We start from the raw sequence: 21947 nt of genomic DNA, 5'->3' as shown, positions 1-21947 counted from the left end.
AACTATTTTGGCCGATCCTCGCCGCGATCACGCGTTAACGCCGATTCTCACAATTCCGCAGGGAAAGACAGCACACGGTCTTTTCATTTCGCAGTGCAGCAATTATCTGATCGGGTGACACAGAAGAATGAATCACCTCAGGAGTTGCTGTTGTCCCTGGTCAACAACGTCGAATTCTTGCGTCATCTGCCCAAGATGAACGCGTTCAGCGGCCTCGGCGCGCTTGCACCGGCCGTGCCGACGCCGCTCGTCGAGACGACCGAATTCGGCGTCAACCCCGGCGATCTGAAGATGTACTCGTTCGTGCCCGCGCAGCTTGCGCGGTCACCCGCGCTCGTCGTGGTGCTGCATGGCTGCGGCCAGACCGCGGCGTCCTACGATCTCGGCGCCGGCTGGTCGACGCTCGCGGCGCATTACGGCTTTGCGCTGCTGATGCCCGAGCAGCAGGCGATCAACAACGGCAACACCTGCTTCAACTGGTTCAATCCGCAGGACATCGCGCGCGACCAGGGCGAGGCCGCCTCGATCAGGCAGATGATCGCGCACATGGTCGGCGCGCATGAGATCGATCCGAAGCGTGTCTATGTGACGGGACTGTCCGCCGGCGGCGCGATGGCGTCCGTCATGCTCGCGACTTATCCGGACGTGTTCGCGGGCGGCGCCATCATCGCCGGCCTGCCGTTCGGCGTTGCCACCGATCTGCGGGAGGCGCTGCATGCGATGATGCATGCGAGTTCGCTGTCCGCGCCGGAGCTCGGCGGTCTGGTCCGCAACGCGTCCGCGCATGGCGGCGCCTGGCCGAAGATCTCGGTGTGGCACGGCAGCGCCGACCGCACCGTGCATCCCGGCAATGCCGATGCGATCGTGCGGCAATGGCTCGACGTGCATGGCCTGCCGCTCACTGCAATGTCGAAGTCCGATATCGACGGCCATCCGCGCGAAGTCTGGTGGAACGCCGACGGCGAGACGCTGGTCGAGTCCTACTCGATCACCGACATGGCGCATGGCACGCCGCTCGGGCTTGCCGACAATGACGAGCGTTATGGCGTGGAGGGCGCGTTCCTGATCGAGGCCGGCATCTCCTCGTCCTATCACATCGCGACGTTCTTCGGTCTGACCGACAAGGTCCGTCAGCCGCACATCGCACCGACCGGTGTGCCGCGCGCGCATGCCGACACGATCTCGATGACGATCCCGCTGGCTGCGGCCGGGCCCGAGCCGAAGCCCACATCCGGCCGCAAGAGCGACCGGCCGCGCAAGCGACGCAGCAAGGGTGTCGACGTCAGCGCCGTCATCACGCGGGCGCTGACCGCCGCGGGCCTGATGAAGTAACGGCTGATGAAGTAGCTACATCTCGCCGGTCAGGAACGGGTTCGTCATCCGCTCCTGGCCGATGCTCGATCCGGCGCCATGGCCGCAGATGAAGCCGACATCGTCGCCGAGCGGCAAGAGCTTCTGCTTGATCGACTGGATTAATGTCGGATGGCTGCCGCCGGGCAGGTCGGTGCGCCCGACCGAGCCGGCGAACAAGACGTCGCCGACATGCGCGAAGCGCAGCTCCTTGTTGAAGAACACCACGCTGCCCGGCGAATGGCCGGGGCAGTGCAGGATGTCGAAGGCGAGGTCGCCGATCGAGACCTGATCGCCTTCGTCGAGCCAGCGGTCGGGGCCGAAATTGCGCATCCCGGTCATGCCGAAGCGCTCGCCGCTCGAGACGACGTTGTCGAGCAGATATTTGTCGGCGATGTGCGGGCCCTCGATCTTGACCTGCAGCGCGTCGCGCAATTCGGCGGCACCGCCGACATGGTCGATATGGCCGTGCGTGAGCCAGATCTTCTCGACGGTGACGCCGGTCTGCTTGATCGCGGTCTGGATCTTGGCGACGTCGCCGCCGGGGTCGATCACCACGGCCTTCTTGGTCGGCTCGTGCCAGATGATGGTGCAGTTCTGCTCGAACAGCGTCACCGGCACGATGATCGCGCCGGCCTTCGGTTTGCTCTCGGTTGTCTCGCTCATGGAGGCACCATAGGCTTCCTTGCAATGCCGTCAACACGCACGGGACATGCGCCGGCCCCGGCGTGTGATCCCAAATCGGACCGTGATAAGGTCCAACAGAACAATTTATGAGCAGGCCGTTACGCGGTTGCTCGCAACACGCGTCAAGTCCTCGCAGTCCGGAACTTCATGACCCAGGCTCCCAACTCACCGCTCAGCGGACCCCGGACCACCGCCCGCGCCTTCTTCGTCGCGGACCGCATCAACACGTCCGGCCTCGAGCGCGGCGACGTGCTGGCCACGACGCCGCTGGCGTTTCGCGTCAATGACAATGGTGTGGCGATCCTGTTCCGTTACGGCGTCGTGGTCCTGATCGGCCTCAATGCGCTCGAGGAGGATGAATTCCTGCGCAGCCTGCAGTCGCGCATGACCGGCCTGTTCGCGCGGCGCGAGGAGGAGATCGCGATCATCGAGGTTGCCGCGGAGAAGGAGGACCAAATTCCGCCGGGCGGCCCGATCTATCTGCAGAGCCTGTCGCCGGAGCGGCTGATCCTGGTCGGCGAGGCGCTGGCCAAGAGCGTGGTGCTGGCGCGGCACGAGCGCGAGGTGCGGGCGGTGTTCGACACCACCGAGCCGCTCGCGCGCGAGCTCGCCAAGGGCGGCCGGGTCGATGGGGGCCGCGTTGCGATCCTCAAGCATATCGGCAACGCGCTGTTGGTGCGGCATCGCGTGGCCGGACCGGTCGAGGTGTCGGAGAAGCCCGACATCCTCTGGGACAAGCCGCAGCTCGAGCGGCTCTATGCCCGGCTCGAGGACGAGTATGAGTTGAAGGAGCGTGCGGAATCGCTCAACCGCAAGCTCGGCGTCGTCGCCGAGACCGCGCAGGTGTTGACCGACATCATCGACACCCGGCCGCTCGCTGCGGCTGGAGCTGATCATCGTCTTCCTGATCCTGTTCGAGGTGCTGATCACGATCTACCAGCTGGCGATGGCCCGCCACTAAAGCGCCTTGCATCCGCGCTGCGGCGCCATTTTTCTGTCCCGAATTGTGCGTCATCCCTGAAGCTGCGGACAACCCCGGGGGATACGGGACGCGAGCGAGGGGGGAATGGGATGGTCCAGGACAACAGGGACTGGTGGCGGCGCGGCATCTTCTATCAGGTCTATCCGCGCTCGTTCCAGGATAGCGACGGCGACGGCGTCGGCGATCTCAGGGGGATCATCGCGCGGCTGCCTTATCTGACGCGGCTTGGCGTCGACGCGGTCTGGCTGTCGCCGATCTTCACCTCTCCGATGGCCGATTTCGGCTACGACATCTCCGATTACACCGGCATCGACCCGCTGTTCGGCACGATGGAGGATTTCGACGAGCTGGTCGCGGCCGCTCACGATGCCGGCCTCAAGCTGATCCTCGATCTGGTCCCGAACCACACCTCCGATCAGCATCCCTGGTTCATCGAGGCGAAGGGCTCGCGCGATAATCCGAAACGCGACTGGTACATCTGGCGCGATCCGGCGCCGGATGGCGGTCCGCCCAACAACTGGCTGTCGGAGTTCGGTGGCAGCGCCTGGGCCTATGACGAGGCCTCGGGCCAGTATTACTATCACGCCTTCCTGGCGCAGCAGCCCGATCTCAACTGGCGTAACCGCGAGGTGAGGGACGCGATCTACGAGGTAATGCGCGTCTGGCTGCGCAAGGGCGTCGACGGTTTTCGTGTCGACGTGATCTGGCACCTGATCAAGGACGCCGAATTCCGCGACAACCCGCCGAACCCGCATTACCGCGAGGGCCGGCCGCCGCACGAGAAGGTGCTGACACAATATTCGACCGATCAGCTCGAGGTGCACGCCGTCATCACCGAGATGCGCGGTGTCACCGAGGAGTTCGACAACCGCGTGCTGATCGGCGAGATCTATCTGCCGCTGCATCGGCTGGTCGCCTACTACGGCAACGATCTGCGCGGCGCACAGATGCCGTTCAATTTCGCGCTGCTGTCGACCTTGTGGAGCGCACGCGCGATCGAGCAGATCATCGCCGATTACGAGAAGGCGCTGCCGCCGGGCGCATGGCCGAACTGGGTGCTCGGCAATCACGACCGGCCGCGGGTGGCGAGCCGGGTGGGACCCGCGCAGGCGCCGGTCGCCGCGATGCTGCTCCTGACGTTGCGCGGCACGCCGACGCTCTATTACGGCGAAGAGATCGGCATGCACCAGGTTGCGATCGCCCCTGACGAGGTGCGCGATCCCTTCGAGAAAAATGTGCCTGGCATCGGTATCGGCCGCGATGGCTGCCGCACCCCGATGCAATGGAGCGCCGAGCGTCATGCCGGCTTCTCGACCGCAAAGCCTTGGCTGCCGCTCGCGCAGGACTTTGCCAGCGACAACGTCGCAAGCCTCGAGGGGGAGCCGGCGTCGATCCTCAACCTCTACAAGGCGCTGATCGCGTTGCGGCGCAAGCTGCCGCAACTCGTCCATGGCAGCTATGAGCCGGTCGCCGCGCATGGCGATGTGCTGCTCTACCGGCGGCGCAGCGCCGAGGGCGTCGCGGTGATTGCGCTGAATTTCGGTGCGGCCCCCGCGTCGGTCTCCTCCAGCGCGATCGGCTTCAGCAACGAGGTTCTGTTATCGACCTTGATGGACCGGCAGGGCGAGAAGGTCGAAGGCGTGCTCGAGCTGCGCGCCAATGAAGGCGTGATCCTGGGGCCGCATCAGGATGATTAGCGGGATGTGCGGGGCGTCTTGGTGTCGATATCGCTGCGCTTGAGCAGGTAGTCGAGCCCACCGACCCGATACCAGCGATAGCCGTAGGCCTCGATCAGGAGCTTGTGACGGCCGCCATCGTCGGCGCGGTTGTGATCCTCGGTCAGCAGATTGACGAGGAGATTGCCGGCGTCGTCGGGGAGCCCGACATTGAACGATATCTCGAGCGGCTTTTCCGCGAAATTGTGCACGAACAGCACCGAGTTGTTGCGCCAGTCGTAACGAACGATCAGGACGGCAGGGTTTCGGCTTGCGATGACCTTGAAGTCGCCCCAGCCGACCTCGGGGACTTCCTTTCGCATGCGGATGATGCGCTCGGTCCAGTTCAGCATCGAATTGGGATCGCGCCGCTGCTTGGCGGCATTGACGTGCTCATAGCCATAGGGCCCGTCCTCGATCACGGGCACACACGGCCGGTCGCTTTCGGTAAAGCCGGCGTGCGGCTCGGTCGACCATTGCATCGGCGTGCGTGCGCAGGTGCGTTCGGGCAGGTCGAGATTGTCACCCATGCCGAGTTCATCGCCGTAGCGAATGACGGGCGTGCCGGGAAGCGTGCACATCACGCTGTAGGCGAGCTCCAGACGCCGTCGGTCGCCGCCCAGCATCGGCGCAAGGCGCCGCCTTATGCCCCGGTCGTAGAGCTGCATGCCCTTGTCCGGACCGAATGCTTTGAACACCGTCTCGCGCTGCGCCTTGGTGAGTCGGCCGAGGTCAAGTTCGTCGTGATTGCGGAGGAACAAGCCCCATTGCGCGGTGGCGGGCCGCGGCTTGGTCGCCGTCAGGGCCTTCGCCAACGGCTTCGTATCCGCGGACGCGAGCGCGTAGAACAAATGCTGGTTGACGTGGAAGTTGAACATCATGTGCATTCGATCGCCGTCGCGCCCGAAATACTCCATGTCGGTCTCGGGCAGCACGTTGGCTTCGGCGAGGATGATTGCATTGCCCTGGCGCCATTGCAGGAATTCGCGAAACGCTCGCAGCATGTCGTATTGCTCGACCGGCTTGCGCACCGAGGCGCCCTTGGTCGCGATCACGAACGGCACCGCGTCCATGCGGAAACCGGAGACGCCGAGCTGGGTCCAGAATCCCATGATCTTGAGGATCTCGGCCTGGACGTGCGGGTTCGACGTGTTGAGATCCGGCTGGAAATCGTAGAAGCGGTGGAAGTACCAGGCCCCTGCCTGCTTGTCGCGCGTCCAGGTCGATTTCTGGACGCCGGGAAACACCATGCCCGTGTTGGCGTTGGCGGGCCTCTTGTCCGACCAGACGTACCAGTCGCGATACGGCGAGTCCTTCGCGCTGCGCGCCGATCGAAACCAGGCGTGCTGGTCCGAGGTGTGATTGACGACGAGGTCGATGATCACGCGGATGCCGCGTTGCCGGCAGCCATGAGTGAACTCGACGAAATCGCCGAGCGTGCCATAGCGCGGATCGACGCCGTAATAGTCCGAAATATCGTAGCCATCGTCGCGGCAGGGCGACGGCTGAAACGGCATCAGCCAGATCGTGGTGATGCCGAGCCCGTGCAGATAGTCCAGTCGCCGCAGCAGGCCGCTGAAATCGCCAATGCCGTCGCCGTTGGCATCCATGTAGGTGCCGACGGACAAACAATAGATCACGCCATTCTTGTACCAGAGATCGTCGATCACCAGGCCATCCTCTCCGGCGGCAGCCGGAGATAAGCGGCGAGGCGCCGGTGAGTTCCTACCGAGAGTGTCGTCCCGTCAACCGCGGGACGACACTTTCCGCCTGAACCCTACAGCTTGATCTGCGCTTTCAGCGTGTCCTCGACACCACGCGATCGAATGACGACGCCTTCGGTGCGCCCTTGACCTACTCGTCGCGCTTGGCGACCAGCGCGGCGAGCTTCTCGTTTGGCGCTTTGCGCTGCGCGATCTGCTTTCACTTTTCGGGATCATTCTCTGATGGAATCGGCTAATCTGCCTGGATGGACTCACCCGCTCGCCACATCGCGCTTGTGCCTGCGCCCGACCGACGCCAGTCCGAGACCGCGCTTGCGGTCGCGCGCGGCACCGCGCGACTTCTGAGATCGCTGGGATTTTCCTGCATCAGCGAATTGCCGCTGCCGTCCGGCCGCCGCGCCGATCTGGTGGCGCTGAACGAACGCGGCGAGATCTGGATCGTCGAGATCAAGTCGTCGGTCGAGGATTTGCGCGCCGACCAGAAATGGCAGGATTATCGGATGCATTGCGACCGGTTGTTCTTTGCCTTCACGCAGGATCTGCCGTGCGAGATATTCCCGGTCGACACCGGCCTGATCATCGCCGACGCCTATGGCGCGCATCTGCACTGCGAGGCGCCGGAGCATCGCCTGCCGGCGGCGACCCGCAAGGCGATGACGGTGCGGTTTGCAATGGCCGCAGCGCAGCGGATCAATCGCCTGGTCGATCCGCAGGGGCATGAGCTTTAGAAGCCGTGATCCGTCATCCTGAGGAGCCGCGAAGCGGCGTCTCGAAGGATGCACGGCCACCAGCCGGGCCGTCGACCCTTCGAGACGCGCGCAAGGGCGCGCTCCTCAGGGTGACGGTGTGAGAAATTGTAGCGAGCGGCCTCCCCACGTCGTCGTCCTGGCGAAAGCCAGGACCCGTAACCACCGAGTTCGATTGAGAGTGCAATAGTGGCCCCAGCGGTCGCGCAACAACCGGCGCTCGGGGTAATGGGTCCTGGCTTTCCAGGCCGTGTAGGAAGTCGGCGTGTTGCTTGAAGTTGAGGGACGAGGTGTCGGCCTCAAGCTGGACGGGGCCGGAGCGCTTGGAGCAGAGCGGGTACGCCCTTGATGGCGATCATTCTTTTGATGTTGTAGCCGGTGATGCTGAGTGCCAGTTCGGCTTTGGCCTTCCGCAATCCGCGGAGAAGGAAGCGCGGGATACCCATCAGCCATTTGACGGTCCCGAACGGATGTTCGGCGACCTGCCGGCGGAGCTTCATCCAGCTCGGATCGGCCATGGCACGCTGGTGCATGGCCTCGCGGTCGTCGTCATGGAAGCCGCGCACGATGATCCGCCGCGCCGCTTTGGTGCATTGCGACTTCAGCGGGCAGGACGGGCAGGCTTGCGTCCGATATTCCTTCTTCTGTTTGGTGCGGGAGGTCTTGAAGAGGTGGAGGATCTCGCCGGCCGGGCAGTTCCAGCTGTCGTTCTCCCGGTCGTAGCTGAACTGATCGCGGCTGAAGTATTGCTTGCCCTTCGGATTGACCCGTTCGGCGCGGGGCACGATCGCGGTGATGCCGTCCTGCTCACATTGCTTGCCGTGGGCGCCGTTGGCGTAGCCGGTATCGGCAACGACGCTGACCTGATCGGCGCCGACGGCCGCCTTGCCCTGCCGGGCCATCGGATGCAGCTGCTGCAGATCGTTGCTCTCGTTGGTCAGATCGAACGCGACGATCAGGGCGTGCTGGGCATCGACCGCGATTTGCGCATTGTAGGCCACCTGATGGCCGCGCGGCGTGCGCATCAGCTTGGCCTCAGGCTCGCCCAACACCTTCTGCTTGAGGCCTTCTTGAACCAGCTGCTTGGCCTGCTGCTGCAACGCCGCCCGCTGAGCCTTCAACGCAGCAAGGGCTGCCGCCACGTCGGCCTTGGTTGGCTCAAGCGGCGTCTCCTCGGCATCGGCCTCATCCATGGCCGTCAGGTACTCGGCGATCTTGCGCTCGATCGCCGCGTCCCGTTCCGCAAGCTTCTTCTTGGTGATCACCTGCTTGCGGCTGGCAGCCGCAGCAATCTTGCTTCCATCGATCGCCAGGACTTCGCCTCCAAACACCGATTGCCCGCGGCAGAACTTTATAAAGGCCCGGCAGACCCCGACAATGGCTTCCGGATGATCCTTGCGGAAGTCCGCGATGGTCTTGAACACCGGTGTCAGCCGATTGATCAGCCAAAACACCTCAACATTGCGCTGCGCCTCACGCTCAAGCCGCCGGCTCGAACGCATCTGGTTCAGGTACCCGTAGATATAAAGCTTCAACAGATCGCGCGGATCGTAAGGCGGCCGTCCTGTCGCCTCCGCCTCAACGTGCGAGAAACCTAGTTCGGCAAGATCCAGGCTGTCCACAAAGCCGTCAATCACCCGCACCGCGCTGTCCGCCGCGATCACATCGTCCAACGTCTCGGGATAGAGCGTCACCTGATAACGCGACTGGCCAACAACGTGTGCCATCATGCCCCCGAATCAGTCTCACCCTCCAAAATCCAGCATCACAGCATGGTTTTTACACGGCCTGTTTCGCCAGGACGACACTGAATACATTCACACTCTCTCAGGGTGACGGGGAGGCGTAGGATGGGTAGAGCGAAAGCGAAACCCATCGCTTCTCTCGTCGCGGCACGAAGATGATGGGTATCGCTTCGCTCCACCCATCCTACGCGGTACACCACAAAAGCAAATGGCCGGGCAAAGCCCGGCCATCGCGAAACTGGATGCGAAGCTGCTTAACGCGGCGCGCGCTTGGCGAGGATGCGCTGCAGGGTGCGGCGGTGCATGTTGAGGCGGCGCGCGGTCTCCGAGACATTGCGGTTGCACATCTCGTAGATGCGCTGGATGTGCTCCCAGCGCACGCGATCCGCCGACATCGGATTGGCCGGCAGCTCGGACTTCTCGGTGCCGGTCGCAAGCAGGGCAGCGACGACGTCGTCGGCGTCGGCGGGCTTCGAGAGATAGTCGACGGCCCCCATCTTCACCGCGGTCACGGCGGTGGCGATGTTGCCGTAGCCGGTCAGCACGATCGCGCGCGCCTCGGGGCGCTTGCGCTTCAACGCCGAGACGACGTCGAGACCGTTGCCGTCGCCGAGCCGGAGGTCGACGACCGCGAACGCGGGAGCGGCGCGGCCGATCTCGGCAATGCCGTCGGACACCGTATCGCATGACTTCACCGAGAAGCCGCGCGTCTCCATCGCGCGCGACAGGCGTTCCAGGAACGGCTTGTCGTCCTCGACGATGAGGAGCGATTTGTCAGCATGGTCATTCAGTTCAGCGATTGCGTTCACGATCCATTTTTCCCTGTGGTAGACCCGCTAAATATGGGGTTGCAGTGGGGCGCTGCCAAGGCAGCCGAAAGTCGCGGTGGCTGCATCCGGTATGCCAGAGGCACGATTGAGAACCGTTCTTAAGATGACGTCTCTGTGTCTCCCGCCGATTCCTCGAAACGCTCGCGCGGCCACACGATCTGCACCACGGCGCCGTGATCGGGAAAGGTGCGATTGGTAAACGACACCTTGGCTCCGGTGCGTTCCAGCAGCGTCCGTGCGATGAAAACGCCCAAGCCGAGGCCGCCACGGGCATTTTGTGCCTCGTCCGCGCCCCGGCGGCGCGACAAATAGGGCTCGCCGATCCGTTTCAGCATGTCGGGCGCGATGCCCGGGCCGTCGTCGGAGACGACGATCTCGACGGTTTCAGCGTTCCACCACGCGTTCACCTCGACGGTCTGGTGGGCGAAATCGACCGCATTTTCGAGAATGTTTCCGACGCCATAGAGGATCGCGGGATTGCGTGCGGCGACCGGCTCGCGTGTTGCTGCGACAGCAAGCCGCACCTTGATGTTGATACCGAAATCGCGATGCGGCGCCACCGCCTCCTCGATCAGGGTCGACAGCTTCATGGTGTCGAATGGCGCGCCGCTCGATGACAATTGCGCAATCTTGCTCAGGATATCGCGACAGCGCTGCGCCTGTTCGCGCACCGTCTTCAGGTCACCGGTGATTGCCGGGTCATGAACTGTCTTCTCGAGCTCGCGCGAGATCAGGAAGATCGTCGATAAGGGCGTGCCGAGTTCGTGCGCGGCGGCGGCGGCGAGGCCGTCGAGCTGGGTCAGATGCTGCTCGCGCGTCAGCACCAGCTCGGTCGCGGCAAGCGCGTCGGAGAGCTTGCGCGCCTCCTCGGTCACCTGGAATGCATAAAGACTGGTGACGCCGATCGCGAGCAGGATCGAGAGCCAGACGCCGATCAGATAAATCGGCGGCAGCACCAGCGGATCGTCGTTATCCCAGGGCAACGGCAGATGATAGAAGAACAGCGCCGAGGCGCAGGCAACCGCAAGGCAGCCGAGCGCGATGGTGAGCCGGATCGGCAGCACCGTGGCCGAGATCAGGACCGGCGCCAGGAACAGGAACGAGAACGGGTTCTGCAAGCCCCCGGTGAAATACAGGAGGCCGCCGAGCTCGACAATGTTGATCGCGAGCAGGGCCGCGGCATAGCCGGGCTCCAGCCGCTGCATCGGGTTGAACGCGACCTGCAGCGCCAGATTGAGCAGCGCCGAGAAGGCCACGATGGTGACGCAGGGGACGATCGGAACGTCGAATTCCAGTCCCTGCGCCACGATGAAGATCGCAACCAGCTGGCCGAGCGCGGCGAGCCAGCGCAGCCGCAGGATCGTATCCAGGCGGACATAGCGGCGGGGTTGGCGGAAATCGGAAGCGACGTCGGTCATGCCGGGACCTTAGCCGTGCCGTGGGCGGCGCACAAATTCGCGACGTAGCGCAAAGACGCGGTCCAAGCCTTTAGTTGCCGCCAAGCCTTAATTGCCGCGAAGCCTTGCGCTTATTGTCGCAATGGCTCAATGACGGCCATATGCAACAGAGCGGGACAAGTCGGGCGCAACCGCCCAATCCGCCTACGGTTGATCAGGGTGGATCGGCCGCGATCGATGTTGCGCGCCTCGTCAAGGTCTACAAAACCACCCGCGCGGTCGACGACATCTCGTTCCGCATCGCGCGCGGCAGCATCACCGGCTTGCTCGGCGGCAACGGCGCCGGCAAGACCACGACGATCGCGATGATCATGGGGCTGGTGCTGCCGACGTCGGGCAGCGTCAGCGTGCTGGGCGCTGATATCCCCGAGCAGCGCTACGACGTGCTCGGCCGGATGAATTTCGAGAGCCCCTATGTCGACATGCCGATGCGGCTCACGGTGCGGCAGAACCTGACCATCTTCGGCCGGCTCTATGCCGTGAAGCACCTGCGCGAGCGGATCGACCAGCTCGCTGCCGATCTCGATCTCACCGAATTTCTCGACCGCGCCAACGGCAAGCTCTCCGCCGGGCAGAAGACCCGCGTCGCGCTGGCCAAGGCGCTGATCAACGAGCCGGACCTGCTGCTGCTCGACGAGCCGACCGCGTCGCTCGATCCTGACACCGCCGACTGGGTGCGCGAGCATCTCGAGACCTATCGCAAGACCCATAACGCGACCATCCTGCTGGCATCGCACAACATGCTGGAGGTCGAGCGGCTGTGCGACCGCGTCATCATCATGAAGCGCGGCAAGATCGAGGACGACGACAGCCCGGAGCGGATCATGGCGCGCTACAACCGCGACACGCTGGAGGAGGTGTTTCTCGACGTGGCGCGCGGCCGTCTGCGCGAGGGTGCTCCGGAGGGCACACCATGAGCGAGATCGTCAGCCATCCGCCGCGCGGCATTTCCCTGCATCGTGTCAACGCGATGGTGCTGCGCTATTGGTATCTCCTGATGTCGTCCTGGCCGCGGCTGCTGGAGCTGATCTACTGGCCGGCCTTGCAGATCATCACCTGGGGCTTCCTGCAGAACTACATCTCGCAGGCATCCGGCTTCTTTGCCAAGGCGGGCGGCACGCTGATCGGCGCTGTGATCCTGTGGGACATCCTGTTTCGCGGTCAGCTCGGCTTCTCGATCTCGTTCCTGGAAGAGATGTGGGCGCGCAATCTCGGCAACCTGATGATGAGCCCGCTGAAGCCGATCGAATTCCTGCTGTCGCTGATGATCATGAGCCTGATCCGGCTCGCCATCGGCGTGATCCCGATGACGCTGCTGGCGCTGGTCTTCTTCGGCTTCAACTTCTACGCCATCGGGCTGCCGCTGATCGCGTTCTTCTGCAATTTGATCTTCACCAGCTGGTCGGTCGGCGTGTTCGCCTCAGGCCTCGTGCTGCGCAACGGGTTGGGCGCGGAGAGCATCGTCTGGACGTTGATGTTCGCGGTGATGCCGCTCGCCTGCATCTATTACCCGGTCGAGGTGCTGCCGGGCTGGCTGCAAGTGGTCGCCTGGACGCTGCCGCCGACCTATGTGTTCGAAGGCATGCGCTCGCTCTTGATCGATCACGTCTTCCGCGCCGACCTGATGGTCTGGGCGCTCGCCATCAACGCCATCCTGTTCGCTGCCTCTTTTGCGATCTTCCTTGCCCTTTTGCAGAGCGCCAAGCGTCACGGCTCGCTGCTCAGTAGTGGTGAATAAGTCACTTTCACGTGGATTTACGGTGTTTTAGCCGGATATCGTCCCCACATTGGGCTGGCGGCACATTGACGCATTGTTGCGCAGCGGTCAGTATGCTGCGGCGCAGAATTAAGGGTCTGAGAGAACATTATGCCCATCGGTGAATTTGGTGCACCGCCACTGGCGGCGGAAGGCAGCCCGGCACTCACGACGCCGCTCTACTGGATGTATGAGATGGCGCATGCGTCGCTCAATCCGGCGCGCGCCGTCACCGACGCCACCAAGATCCTGTTTCAGAACCCGCTCAATCCGTGGACGCATACCGAGTTCGGCAAGTCGATCGCCGCCGGCTGTGAGCTGTTCGAGCGCACCACGCGCCGCTACGGCAAGCCGGACTGGAACCTGCCGACCACCGAGGTCAACGGCGTCCGCACGCCGGTCGAGGTCCGCTCGATCTGGGAAAAGCCGTTCTGCCGTCTGTTGCATTTCGACCGCAAACTGACGCGTCCGTTGCGCGCACCGCAGCCGCGCGTGCTGATCGTGGCGCCGATGTCGGGTCACTATGCGACGCTGCTGCGCGGCACGGTCGAGGCATTCCTGCCGACGCATGAGGTCTACATCACCGACTGGGCCGATGCGCGCATGGTGCCGCTCGCGGAAGGGCGGTTCGATCTCGACGACTATGTCGACTACCTGATCGAGATGCTGCACGCGCTCGGCGGCAACATGCACGTTATTGCCGTGTGCCAGCCCTCGGTGCCGGTGCTCGCGGCGGTCTCGGTGATGGAAGCGAACAACGATCCGTTCGTGCCGCTGTCGATGACGCTGATGGGCGGCCCGATCGACACCCGGCGCAATCCGACTGCAGTCAACAACCTTGCGGAAGAACGCGGCATCGAATGGTTCCGCAGCCACGTCATTACCAAGGTGCCATTCCCGCATCCGGGCGTGATGCGCGACGTCTATCCGGGCTTCCTGCAGCTCAACGGCTTCATCAGCATGAACCTGGATCGGCACATGGACGCGCACAAGGCGCTGTTCGCCCATCTGGTGAAGGGCGACGGCGACCTCGCCGACAAGCACCGCGAATTCTATGACGAATACCTCGCGGTGATGGACCTCACCGCGGAGTATTATCTGCAGACCGTCGACCTCGTCTTCGTCAAGCACGCGCTGCCGAAGGGCGAGATGACCCATCGCGGCAAGCCGGTCGATCCGTCGAAGATCCGCCGCGTCGCGCTGATGACGGTGGAAGGCGAGAAGGACGACATCTCGGGTCTCGGTCAAACCGAGGCGACGCACGCGCTCTGCACCGCGATTCCCAACCATCGCCGGGTGCACTATGTGCAGAAGGGTGTCGGCCATTACGGCGTGTTCAACGGCTCGCGATTCCGCTCCGAAATCGTGCCCCGGATCTCCGATTTCATGGTTTCGGCGGCCAATACGCGGCTTTCTCTGGTCGCTGCGGCCGAATAGGTATCGCCCCGGCCGCGATTTTTGCGGTCGCGCAAGCCGCTGATTTAACTAAAAAATTCTCAAATCGGGTTGCGGGCAAGGGATGAATTTAATTTCATCTCATGGGCCTTTTTTGGCTTTAGGATTCATCATAAAAAATCCGGTTCCGACCCCAGCCGGTAGAGGCGAGTTAACGGCCGACCCCTGTATATTGGGCAAATGATTTGTTTTTGCGCCGAGCGCTTTCCCTGGCGGCGGATATGGCAAAGTCCGGGCGAACTCCTGCTCCCCGGACTTTCAGACATGGCTACTCGCGCGCTCCTCTATCGGCGGCCTGCCGAACCCGCGACCGTATTGGTCAGACACGGCTCCCAGTTTTTCACCGTCAGGTTGCGCCGGCACAGGCGTGCGCGCCGCTATACGCTCAGAATCCATCCGACCGATCGCGAAGCGATCCTGACGATGCCGCCGCGCGGCACGATCGTCGAAGCCAAGGAGTTCGCCAACATCCATGGCGGCTGGATCGCCGCTCGTCTTGGCCGTTTGCCGAAGGCCGCGCCGTTCCAGCCCGGCACCGTGGTGCCGTTGCGCGGCGTGCCGCATCGGCTGGTGCATCGCTCGGGCGAGCGCGGCACGGTGTGGACCGAGACGCGCGACAGCGGCGAGAAGATCCTGTGTGTCGCCGGCGGCGTCGAGCACATGGATCGCCGGGTTCATGACTTCCTCAAGCGCGAGGCGCGCAAGGATCTGCAGAAGGCGGCCGCGCTGCACGCTGCGGAACTTGGCGTGCGGGTCCGGCGGATCTCGATCCGCGATCAGTCCAGCCGTTGGGGCTCGTGCACCTCGGCGGGCTCGCTGTCGTTCTCGTGGCGGCTGATCCTGGCGCCGCCCTTCGTGCTCGATTACCTCGCCGCGCATGAGGTCGCGCATCTCGTCGAGATGAACCATTCGGCGCGGTTCTGGCGCGTGGTCGACAAGGTCTGCGCCTCGGTCACCCGCGCCAAGACCTGGCTCGACACCCACGGCAACGACCTGCACCGCTACGGAATCCAGGAGTAGGCGGTATATTCGCCCGAAACGTAGCCGTCATCGCCCGCGGAAGCGGGCGATCCAGTATTCCAGAGGCATTCGTGTTCAACCGATAAGCCGCGGCGTACTGGATCCCCCGCATGCGCGGGGGATGCGTTGTTTGACCTCCTGAATCCAACACCATCCTCATCGTCGTCCTGGCGAAAGCCAGGACCCATTACCCCAAATCGCAATTGTTGCGCGACGCTGGGGCCTCAGTCCCGTTCGTTACGGAATGCGGTGGTTATGGGTCCTGGCTTTCGCCAGGACGACGTCCGGAACGAGGTGCGTAGCCCGGATGGAGCCAACGGGTCGCGCGAATGCGCGCCCGATGACAGGCTCCGCAATCCGGGGCAGCTCTCACTGGTGGTGCGACCAGTCCCGGATTTCGCTTGGCTCCATCCGGGCTACGAAGCTGATGGGTTTCGCTGCGCTCTACCCATCCTACGCATTAGCGAACGCCCTGACGCCTACCGAAACAACCGATCGGCCAGCCAGCCATCCAGTCCCGCCGCGGCTTCCGGCCGTGCGTTCGGGTTGGGCGGCGGCACTGAGGCGCGGGCCGGCATCGGAGGAGGCTGACGATAATAACCGCCGGATGGCACCGGCGCCGGCGGCGACGCCTGCATCGGCGGTTGAATCTGCAGCGGCGCGGCCGGCGCCGACGGTGCGGTGACCTGTGAGGAGATCTGCATCAGGTTGGCCGGTCCCCAACTGCCTTGCGAATTCGGGATCGCCGCCACCGGCACGCCCTGATGGGCTGATTTCATGAAGCGGGTCCACACCTCCACCGGCAGGCCGCCGCCGGTGGCCTTCTTGGTCGGCGAATTGTCGTCATTGCCGAGCCAGACGCCGGTGACGAGCTTGGCGGTGTAGCCGATGAACCAGGCGTCGCGATAATCCTGGCTGGTGCCGGTCTTGCCGGCGGCGGTCCAGCCCGGGATCTCGGCCTTGCGCGCGGTGCCCGAGATCAGCGTCTCGCGCATCATGGCGTTCATCATCGCGTCATAGCGCGGCTCGATCACCTGGTTCGGCGGATCGGTCGGGCGGTCGTACAGCAGCTTGCCGGAACTGGTCTTGATCCTGGTCACCACATGCGGCGACACGGCGTAGCCGCCATTGGCGAACGGCGCGTAGGCGCCGACCAACTCAAGCACGGACACTTCCGAGGTGCCGAGCGCGATCGAGACGTTGGGCTCCAGCTTGGAGGAGATGCCGAGCCGGTGCGCGGTGCGCACCACATTCTTGGGCCCGACCTCGATGCCGAGCCGCACCGCCACCGTGTTCAGCGACATCGCCAGCGCCTGGGTCAGCGTCACCGAGCCGAAATATTCGTGGGTGTAGTTCTCCGGTTTCCAGCCCTTGATGTCGAGCGGCGCATCGGTGCGGATCGTATCCGGCGTCAGCCCGGCCTCGACCGCGGTGAGATAGACGAACGGCTTGAACGACGAGCCCGGCTGCCGCTTCGCGGTGACCGCGCGGTTGTACTGGCTCTCGGAATAGTTCCTTCCGCCGACCATGGCGCGCACCGCGCCGTCGGGGGTCATCGCCACCAGCGCGCCCTGGCTGACGTTGAACTTGACGCTCTTGGCGGCGAGCTCGTCGATCACGGCGGCTTCCGCGACGCCCTGCAGCTTCGGATCGATCGTGGTCTGGACGATGATGTCCTGGTCGATCTGGCCGACCAGGTCGTCGAGCACTTCGCCGATCCAGTCGGCGACATAGTTCACGGTGCCGGCGCCGGCCGGCTTCACCGCGATCGAGGGCTGGCCGATCGAGGCCTTTGCCTGCGCCTCGGTGATGAATTTGGCGTCGGCCATCGCCGCGAGCACGACTTGCGCGCGCTGCTCGGCGCCTTCCGGATTGCGGTTCGGCGCCAGCCGCGACGGCGACTTGACGAGGCCCGCAAGCATCGCCGCTTCCGGCAGCGTGACGTTCTTCGCGGACTTGCCGAAATAGCGCTGCGCGGCGGCCTCGACGCCATAGGCGCCCGAGCCGAAATAGACGCGGTTGAGATAGAGCTCGAGGATCTCGTCCTTGGAATGCTTGCGCTCCAGCCACAGCGCGAGCTCGGCCTCCTGCAGCTTGCGCTGCATGGTGCGCTCCTGGGTCAGGAACAGATTCTTGGCGAGCTGCTGCGTCAAGGTCGAGCCGCCCTGCGAGACGCCCCGATGCAGCAGGTTGGTGACGGCTGCGCGTACAATGCCGACCGGGTCGATGCCGAAATGCGAATAGAAGCGGCGGTCTTCGATGGCGATGAAGGCCTTCGGCAGATAGGGCGGCAGATCCTTCAACGCGATGTTGGCGCCGGCCATCTCGCCGCGCTGCGCCAGCACCGAGCCGTCGATGCCGACGATCTGGATGGTCGGCGGTCGCTTCGGAATCTCCAGCGACTGGATCGGCGGCAGATGCGCACCGACCCACACCACGACACCGATCACCGCAATGCCGGCCCACAGGCCGAGCACCGCCGTCCAATAGAACAGCCGGCCGATACCAAAGCCGCGCGACTTGCTGCGTCGTTTGCTGCCGCTGCGCGACGGGCGCGGTCTCTCGCCACCGGACTCGCTGCCCTTGTCGGCGCTTTTGGGTTTCGATTTGGCGGGTTTGTCGTCGTCACCGCCGGGAATGCGATCGGAGGGCGACAGCCTGAGGTCGGCAAGCGCGGCCGGAAGCCCGAACAGCGGCTCCTTGCGTCCACCGCCTTTTTTACGTCCCCACGCCATCCGTAACGCTCACAGCCGCACCAGGCCGCACGCTAGCGTTCCCGGTTTAAGGGGCGGTTACGTAAAGCTTAACGGGGGATTAGGAGGTGGGGCAGTGCGTGCTACATTCAGATGGAACAAGACGCAGGGAGCACCGCATGGGCCATATCGATCCGACCAAGGACGTGTTTGCGCAATTCCGGGACAACAACCGGCCGGGCCCGATCCACATGCTCAACCTGGTGCGCTTGCGCGAATGGGCCGCCTATCCCGACGGCCGCAAGGCGACCGGTGCGGAAGCCTATGCGGCCTATGGCCGCGACAGCGGGCCGGTGTTCGAGCGGCTCGGCGGCCGCATCGTCTGGCAGGGCCGCTTCGAGCTGATGCTGATCGGCCCGCAGGAGGAGCGTTGGGATCACTGCTTCATCGCCGAGTATCCAAGCGTCGCCGCCTTCGTCGAGATGATCCGCGATCCCGTCTATCGCGAGGCAGTGAAGCACCGCCAGGCCGCGGTGGAGGATTCGCGGCTGATCCGGCACGCCGTGCTGCCGGTCGGGAAAAATTTCGGCGAGATACCGGAGTAGGGGACGAGGCGGAGCGCGCTATTCGTTCCGTCATCCCCGCGCAAAGGCGAAGCCTTTGTCGCTGGAGGAGCCGCGAAGCGGCGTCTCGAAGGATGCACGGCCCATAGCCGGGCCGTCGACCCTTCGAGACGGCCGCGTTGCGGCCTCCTCAGGGTGACGGTGATAAACTGTGGGAGACAAAACAAAATCGGCGGCCCGGAGGCCGCCGATTGCGTTTCAACTCTGCCGAACCGCTAGCCCGCCGGGCCGGCGTCTTCGAGGATCGGGCCGAACAGCTCCCAGCGCTCGCCGTTGAAGCGCATCATCTGGAGCTGCTTGTTGACGCGATAGTCGTTCGGCGTGGTGTTGCCCTTGATGCCGGGCAGTGCCATGTCGAGGTCGACGTTCTTCAGATTGGTCGCCTGCTTCAGCACGTTCTCGCGCGTCAGCTCGTCGCCGCACTGCTTCAGCACGTGCACCATCAGCTGCGCGGTCGAGTAGCCATAGGTGTTGAAGTTCGAGTTCTTGTCGCCGTCGGGATAATACTTGGCCATGAAGTCGAAATAGCGCTTCATGCCCGGATCGTCCTTCCACTGCGGATCGGCCGGATCCTTGCCGTAGTTGGTCGAGATCAGGCCCTTGGAGGCCTCCAGCCCGGCCGGCTGCAGCACCGCGCCGACCGAAGTGGCGTTGATGTCGACGATGTGGATCGGATGCCAGCCGAGCTCGGCGATCTTCTTGATCGCCTGCGCGGCCTGCTTCGGCGTCGAGGCCGAGAAGAACAGGTCGGCGCCGGCATCCTTGATCTTGATCACCTGGGAATCGATGGTCGGGTCGGAGACCTCATAGGAGGCTTCGGCCACGATCATCTTGGCGGCCTTGTCGCCGAGGCCCGCCTTGATGCCGTTCAGGTAATCCTTGCCGAGGTCGTCGTTCTGATAGAGCACGCCGATCTTGGCGTTCGGATGCTCCTTCAGGATGTACTGGCCGTAGATGCGGCCTTCGACGAAGTAATTCGGGTTGAAGCCGAGCGTCCAGGGGAAGTTCTTCGGGTCGGTGAACTTCGAGGCACCGGTGGCGGCGAACAGCTGCGGCACCTTCTTCGCGTTGAGATATTTCTGCACCGCGGCGTTCGACGGCGTGCCGACGAGCTGGAAGGTGAGCAGCACCTCGTCGCTCTCGACCAGCTTGCGCACCTGCTCGACCGCTTTCGGCGGCGAATAGGCGTCGTCATACTGGATCAGATTGATCTTGCGGCCGTTGATGCCGCCGGCATCGTTGATCATCTTGAAATAGGCCGCCTGGGTCTTGCCGATCGAGGCATAGGCGGAGGCCGGTCCGGAGAATGGCACGGTCTGGCCGATCTTGATTTCGGTATCGCTCGCGCCGGGATCGTATTTCTTTTGCGCGGAGGCCGCCGTTGCTGACAGCGCGATCGCGAGCGCCGTTGCCGTGACCAGGTGGAAAATCCCGTTCCTCATGATGCTGTTTCCCTCACGTGACTGATGTTGGCCGATGATCTTGTCCGCGGGTTCAAGGTCCGCGGCCGCCATCGCTTGCGCCGGGATACTGGAGGAACCGTTGCTGCGACGCAAGACGAGCAATGCCGAAAAGGTGAGCGATTTCAGTCAACCAAAGTAGGGGGCAATGCGAAAAGAAGGGAGTGATGTGCGCATCACGAAAGGCAGTTAGTTCGTCGAACCTACCGATGGAAACGCATTATCTCCGTCATCCTGAGGAGCGCGCAGCGCGTCTCGAAGGATGAACGGCCCCAGCTGGGCCGCCGTGCTTCGAGACGGGCCGCTGCGCGGCCTCCTCAGCATGACGGGTCTCAAAACGGCAAACGGCCTAGCCCGCCGGCCCCGTGTCCTCGATGATCGGGCCGAACAGCTCCCAGCGCTCGCCGTTGAACTTCATCATCTGCATCTGCTTGTTGATCCGATAGTCGTTCGGTCCGGTCGTGATCGACATGCCCGGCAGCGCCAGCGAGGGCACGAACTTCTTCAGGCTGGTCACCTGCTTCATCAGGTTCTCGCGGGTGAGATCGTCGCCGCACTGCTTGAGCACCTGGACCAAGAGCTCGGCCGTCGAGTAGCCATAGGTGTTGACGGTGTTGAGTTTGTCGCCCTCCGGATAATACTTGTCCATGAAGGCGAAATACGCCTTCACGCCGGGATCGTCCTTCCACTGCGGATCGGCGGGGTCCTTGCCGTAATTGGTCGAGATGATGCCCTTGGAGATGTCGAGGCCGGCCGGCTTCAGCGTCGCCGAAACCGGGCTCGCATTGATGTCGAGGATGTGCACCGGGTGCCAATCCAGGTCCGCGATCTTGCGGATCGCCTGTGCCGCAAATTTCGGCGTCGAGGCGTCATAGACGAGGTCGACGCCGGCGGCCTTCAGCTTCACGATCTGGGAATCGACGGTCGGGTCGGTCAGCTCATAGGAGACCTCGGTGACGATCATGCTGGCGGCCTTGTCGCCAAGCCCGCTCTTCAGGCCGGTGATGTAATCGCGGCCGAGATCGTCGTTCTGGTAGAAGATGCCGATCTTGGCGTTCGGGTGATTGGCCAGGATGTATTTGGCGTAGATGCGGCCCTCGGACTGGTAGTTCGGGTTGAACGCGATCGTCCACGGCGCGTTCTGCGGATCGGAGAAGCGCGAGGCGCCGGTGGAGGCGAGCAGCTGCGGCACCTTTTTGGCATTCAGGTATTTCTGCACGGCGGCATTCGACGGCGTGCCGATGATCTGGAAGGTGAACAGCACCTCGTCGCCTTCGACGAGCTTGCGCACCTGTTCCACCGCTTTCGGCGGCGAATAGGCATCGTCATACTGGATCAGGTTCAGCTTGCGGCCGTTGATGCCGCCGGAATCGTTGATCATCCTGAGATAGGCCGCCTGGGTCTTGCCGATGCCGGCATAGGCGGATGCCGGGCCCGAGAACGGCACGGTCTGGCCGATCTTGATCTCGGTGTCGCTGGCGCCGATGTCGTATTTCTTCTGCGCGGTGGCTGACGTAACCGACAACGCGATGGCAAGCGTCGTCGCAGCGAGCAATTGCACGCTCCTCATGTCCGTGACCTCCCATGTTGCCGGTGATCTTGTCCGCAAGCGATGGGCCGGCGGATGTCACCGTTGCCGGGGATGATGGAGGAACGTTCTGGGCTTTGCAAGACGATGCGCTTGCGCGCGACGTCGCGGAATTC

General features: G+C 63.7%; 16 protein-coding genes and 1 pseudogene. 9 read left to right on the top strand and 8 right to left on the bottom strand.

From position 1 onward, the window contains the following. The first annotated feature begins 150 nt into the window (after positions 1 to 150). Complete coding sequence (locus tag ACVIW0_RS38180) at positions 151 to 1332, top strand: extracellular catalytic domain type 1 short-chain-length polyhydroxyalkanoate depolymerase (RefSeq protein ID WP_461356914.1); 1182 nt, start codon at positions 151 to 153, stop codon at positions 1330 to 1332. A gap of 15 nt (positions 1333 to 1347) precedes the next feature. On the opposite strand, the gene ACVIW0_RS38175 is transcribed toward ACVIW0_RS38180, so the two are convergent. Then, positions 1348 to 2016 carry an MBL fold metallo-hydrolase gene (locus ACVIW0_RS38175; protein WP_461356913.1) on the bottom strand — a complete coding sequence of 223 codons (669 nt, stop codon included), beginning with the start codon at positions 2014 to 2016 and terminating at the stop codon, positions 1348 to 1350. A gap of 168 nt (positions 2017 to 2184) precedes the next feature. On the opposite strand from ACVIW0_RS38175, the pseudogene ACVIW0_RS38170 reads away from it, so the two are divergent. Both ACVIW0_RS38170 and ACVIW0_RS38165 read left to right on the top strand, forming a co-directional pair. Continuing rightward, a pseudogene (locus ACVIW0_RS38170) lies at positions 2185 to 2787 on the top strand (RMD1 family protein); the annotation flags it as partial. A gap of 321 nt (positions 2788 to 3108) precedes the next feature. After that, positions 3109 to 4716 (top strand): alpha-amylase family glycosyl hydrolase, encoded by a 1608-nt coding sequence (locus tag ACVIW0_RS38165; RefSeq protein ID WP_461357543.1) that lies wholly within the window; start codon positions 3109 to 3111, stop codon positions 4714 to 4716. Here ACVIW0_RS38165 and ACVIW0_RS38160 read toward each other — a convergent pair. After that, complete coding sequence (locus ACVIW0_RS38160; protein ID WP_461356912.1) at positions 4713 to 6404, bottom strand: alpha-amylase family protein; 1692 nt, start codon at positions 6402 to 6404, stop codon at positions 4713 to 4715. The genes ACVIW0_RS38165 and ACVIW0_RS38160 overlap by 4 nt on opposite strands. A gap of 299 nt (positions 6405 to 6703) precedes the next feature. Here ACVIW0_RS38160 and ACVIW0_RS38155 point away from each other — a divergent pair, with 299 nt between their 5' ends. Further along, positions 6704 to 7186 (top strand): MmcB family DNA repair protein, encoded by a 483-nt coding sequence (locus ACVIW0_RS38155; protein WP_461356911.1) that lies wholly within the window; start codon positions 6704 to 6706, stop codon positions 7184 to 7186. A 317-nt stretch (positions 7187 to 7503) separates the two neighbouring features. Here the strand turns inward: ACVIW0_RS38155 and ACVIW0_RS38150 are convergent, their stop codons facing one another. The 3 genes from ACVIW0_RS38150 to ACVIW0_RS38140 form a co-directional block, all read right to left on the bottom strand. Continuing rightward, on the bottom strand, positions 7504 to 8931 hold the full coding sequence (locus tag ACVIW0_RS38150) for an IS1182 family transposase (protein ID WP_461354856.1): 1428 nt from the start codon (positions 8929 to 8931) through the stop codon (positions 7504 to 7506). A gap of 272 nt (positions 8932 to 9203) precedes the next feature. Beyond that, entirely contained in the window at positions 9204 to 9758 is a 555-nt protein-coding gene (locus ACVIW0_RS38145; RefSeq protein ID WP_021077587.1) for an ActR/PrrA/RegA family redox response regulator transcription factor, read from the bottom strand. A gap of 119 nt (positions 9759 to 9877) precedes the next feature. Further along, on the bottom strand, positions 9878 to 11197 hold the full coding sequence (locus tag ACVIW0_RS38140; protein ID WP_461356910.1) for an ActS/PrrB/RegB family redox-sensitive histidine kinase: 1320 nt from the start codon (positions 11195 to 11197) through the stop codon (positions 9878 to 9880). A 140-nt stretch (positions 11198 to 11337) separates the two neighbouring features. On the opposite strand from ACVIW0_RS38140, the gene ACVIW0_RS38135 reads away from it, so the two are divergent. The 4 genes from ACVIW0_RS38135 (at position 11338) to ACVIW0_RS38120 (ending at position 15467) form a co-directional block, all read left to right on the top strand. Next, positions 11338 to 12153 carry an ABC transporter ATP-binding protein gene (locus tag ACVIW0_RS38135; protein ID WP_461356909.1) on the top strand — a complete coding sequence of 272 codons (816 nt, stop codon included), beginning with the start codon at positions 11338 to 11340 and terminating at the stop codon, positions 12151 to 12153. Further along, positions 12150 to 12974, top strand: a complete 825-nt coding sequence (locus ACVIW0_RS38130) for an ABC transporter permease (protein WP_461356908.1) — start codon at positions 12150 to 12152, stop codon at positions 12972 to 12974. Before ACVIW0_RS38135 ends, ACVIW0_RS38130 begins: the two co-directional genes overlap by 4 nt. A 129-nt stretch (positions 12975 to 13103) precedes the next feature. Beyond that, a complete protein-coding gene (locus ACVIW0_RS38125) occupies positions 13104 to 14429 on the top strand; it encodes a polyhydroxyalkanoate depolymerase (RefSeq protein WP_461356907.1) in 1326 nt (441 codons plus the stop codon). A gap of 198 nt (positions 14430 to 14627) precedes the next feature. Further along, positions 14628 to 15467: a M48 family metallopeptidase gene (locus ACVIW0_RS38120; protein WP_461346039.1), complete on the top strand. Its 840-nt coding sequence runs from the start codon at positions 14628 to 14630 to the stop codon at positions 15465 to 15467. A 479-nt stretch (positions 15468 to 15946) separates the two neighbouring features. Here ACVIW0_RS38120 and ACVIW0_RS38115 read toward each other — a convergent pair whose 3' ends face one another. Next, positions 15947 to 18202 (bottom strand): transglycosylase domain-containing protein, encoded by a 2256-nt coding sequence (locus ACVIW0_RS38115; protein ID WP_461356906.1) that lies wholly within the window; start codon positions 18200 to 18202, stop codon positions 15947 to 15949. Between the two features lie 137 nt (positions 18203 to 18339). On the opposite strand from ACVIW0_RS38115, the gene ACVIW0_RS38110 reads away from it, so the two are divergent. Next, positions 18340 to 18765, top strand: coding sequence for a DUF1330 domain-containing protein (locus ACVIW0_RS38110; protein WP_461356905.1), 426 nt, complete (start codon positions 18340 to 18342; stop codon positions 18763 to 18765). Positions 18766 to 18998: 233 nt separating this feature from the next. On the opposite strand, the gene ACVIW0_RS38105 is transcribed toward ACVIW0_RS38110, so the two are convergent. Further along, a complete protein-coding gene (locus ACVIW0_RS38105; protein WP_461356904.1) occupies positions 18999 to 20225 on the bottom strand; it encodes an ABC transporter substrate-binding protein in 1227 nt (408 codons plus the stop codon). A 367-nt stretch (positions 20226 to 20592) separates the two neighbouring features. After that, positions 20593 to 21813 carry an ABC transporter substrate-binding protein gene (locus ACVIW0_RS38100; RefSeq protein WP_461356903.1) on the bottom strand — a complete coding sequence of 407 codons (1221 nt, stop codon included), beginning with the start codon at positions 21811 to 21813 and terminating at the stop codon, positions 20593 to 20595. Positions 21814 to 21947: the final 134 nt, after the last annotated feature.

This window comes from Bradyrhizobium sp. USDA 4454 (genome assembly GCF_054822705.1).
The sequence above is the reverse complement of the archived record's forward strand: the minus strand, read 5'-3'. Positions and strand labels throughout refer to the sequence as shown.

Excerpts from the sequence above, each read along its gene's own strand:
- ACVIW0_RS38115 (WP_461356906.1), bottom strand. The coding sequence starts at position 18,202 with ATGGCGTGGGGACGTAAAAAAGGCGGTGGACGCAAGGAGCCGCTGTTC.
- ACVIW0_RS38175 (WP_461356913.1), bottom strand. The coding sequence starts at position 2,016 with ATGAGCGAGACAACCGAGAGCAAACCGAAGGCCGGCGCGATCATCGTG.
- ACVIW0_RS38110 (WP_461356905.1), top strand. The coding sequence starts at position 18,340 with ATGGGCCATATCGATCCGACCAAGGACGTGTTTGCGCAATTCCGGGAC.
- ACVIW0_RS38165 (WP_461357543.1), top strand. The coding sequence starts at position 3,109 with ATGGTCCAGGACAACAGGGACTGGTGGCGGCGCGGCATCTTCTATCAG.
- ACVIW0_RS38130 (WP_461356908.1), top strand. The coding sequence starts at position 12,150 with ATGAGCGAGATCGTCAGCCATCCGCCGCGCGGCATTTCCCTGCATCGT.
- ACVIW0_RS38120 (WP_461346039.1), top strand. The coding sequence starts at position 14,628 with ATGATTTGTTTTTGCGCCGAGCGCTTTCCCTGGCGGCGGATATGGCAA.
- ACVIW0_RS38100 (WP_461356903.1), bottom strand. The coding sequence starts at position 21,813 with ATGAGGAGCGTGCAATTGCTCGCTGCGACGACGCTTGCCATCGCGTTG.
- ACVIW0_RS38150 (WP_461354856.1), bottom strand. The coding sequence starts at position 8,931 with ATGGCACACGTTGTTGGCCAGTCGCGTTATCAGGTGACGCTCTATCCC.
- ACVIW0_RS38105 (WP_461356904.1), bottom strand. The coding sequence starts at position 20,225 with ATGAGGAACGGGATTTTCCACCTGGTCACGGCAACGGCGCTCGCGATC.
- ACVIW0_RS38140 (WP_461356910.1), bottom strand. The coding sequence starts at position 11,197 with ATGACCGACGTCGCTTCCGATTTCCGCCAACCCCGCCGCTATGTCCGC.
- ACVIW0_RS38155 (WP_461356911.1), top strand. The coding sequence starts at position 6,704 with ATGGACTCACCCGCTCGCCACATCGCGCTTGTGCCTGCGCCCGACCGA.
- ACVIW0_RS38125 (WP_461356907.1), top strand. The coding sequence starts at position 13,104 with ATGCCCATCGGTGAATTTGGTGCACCGCCACTGGCGGCGGAAGGCAGC.
- ACVIW0_RS38135 (WP_461356909.1), top strand. The coding sequence starts at position 11,338 with ATGCAACAGAGCGGGACAAGTCGGGCGCAACCGCCCAATCCGCCTACG.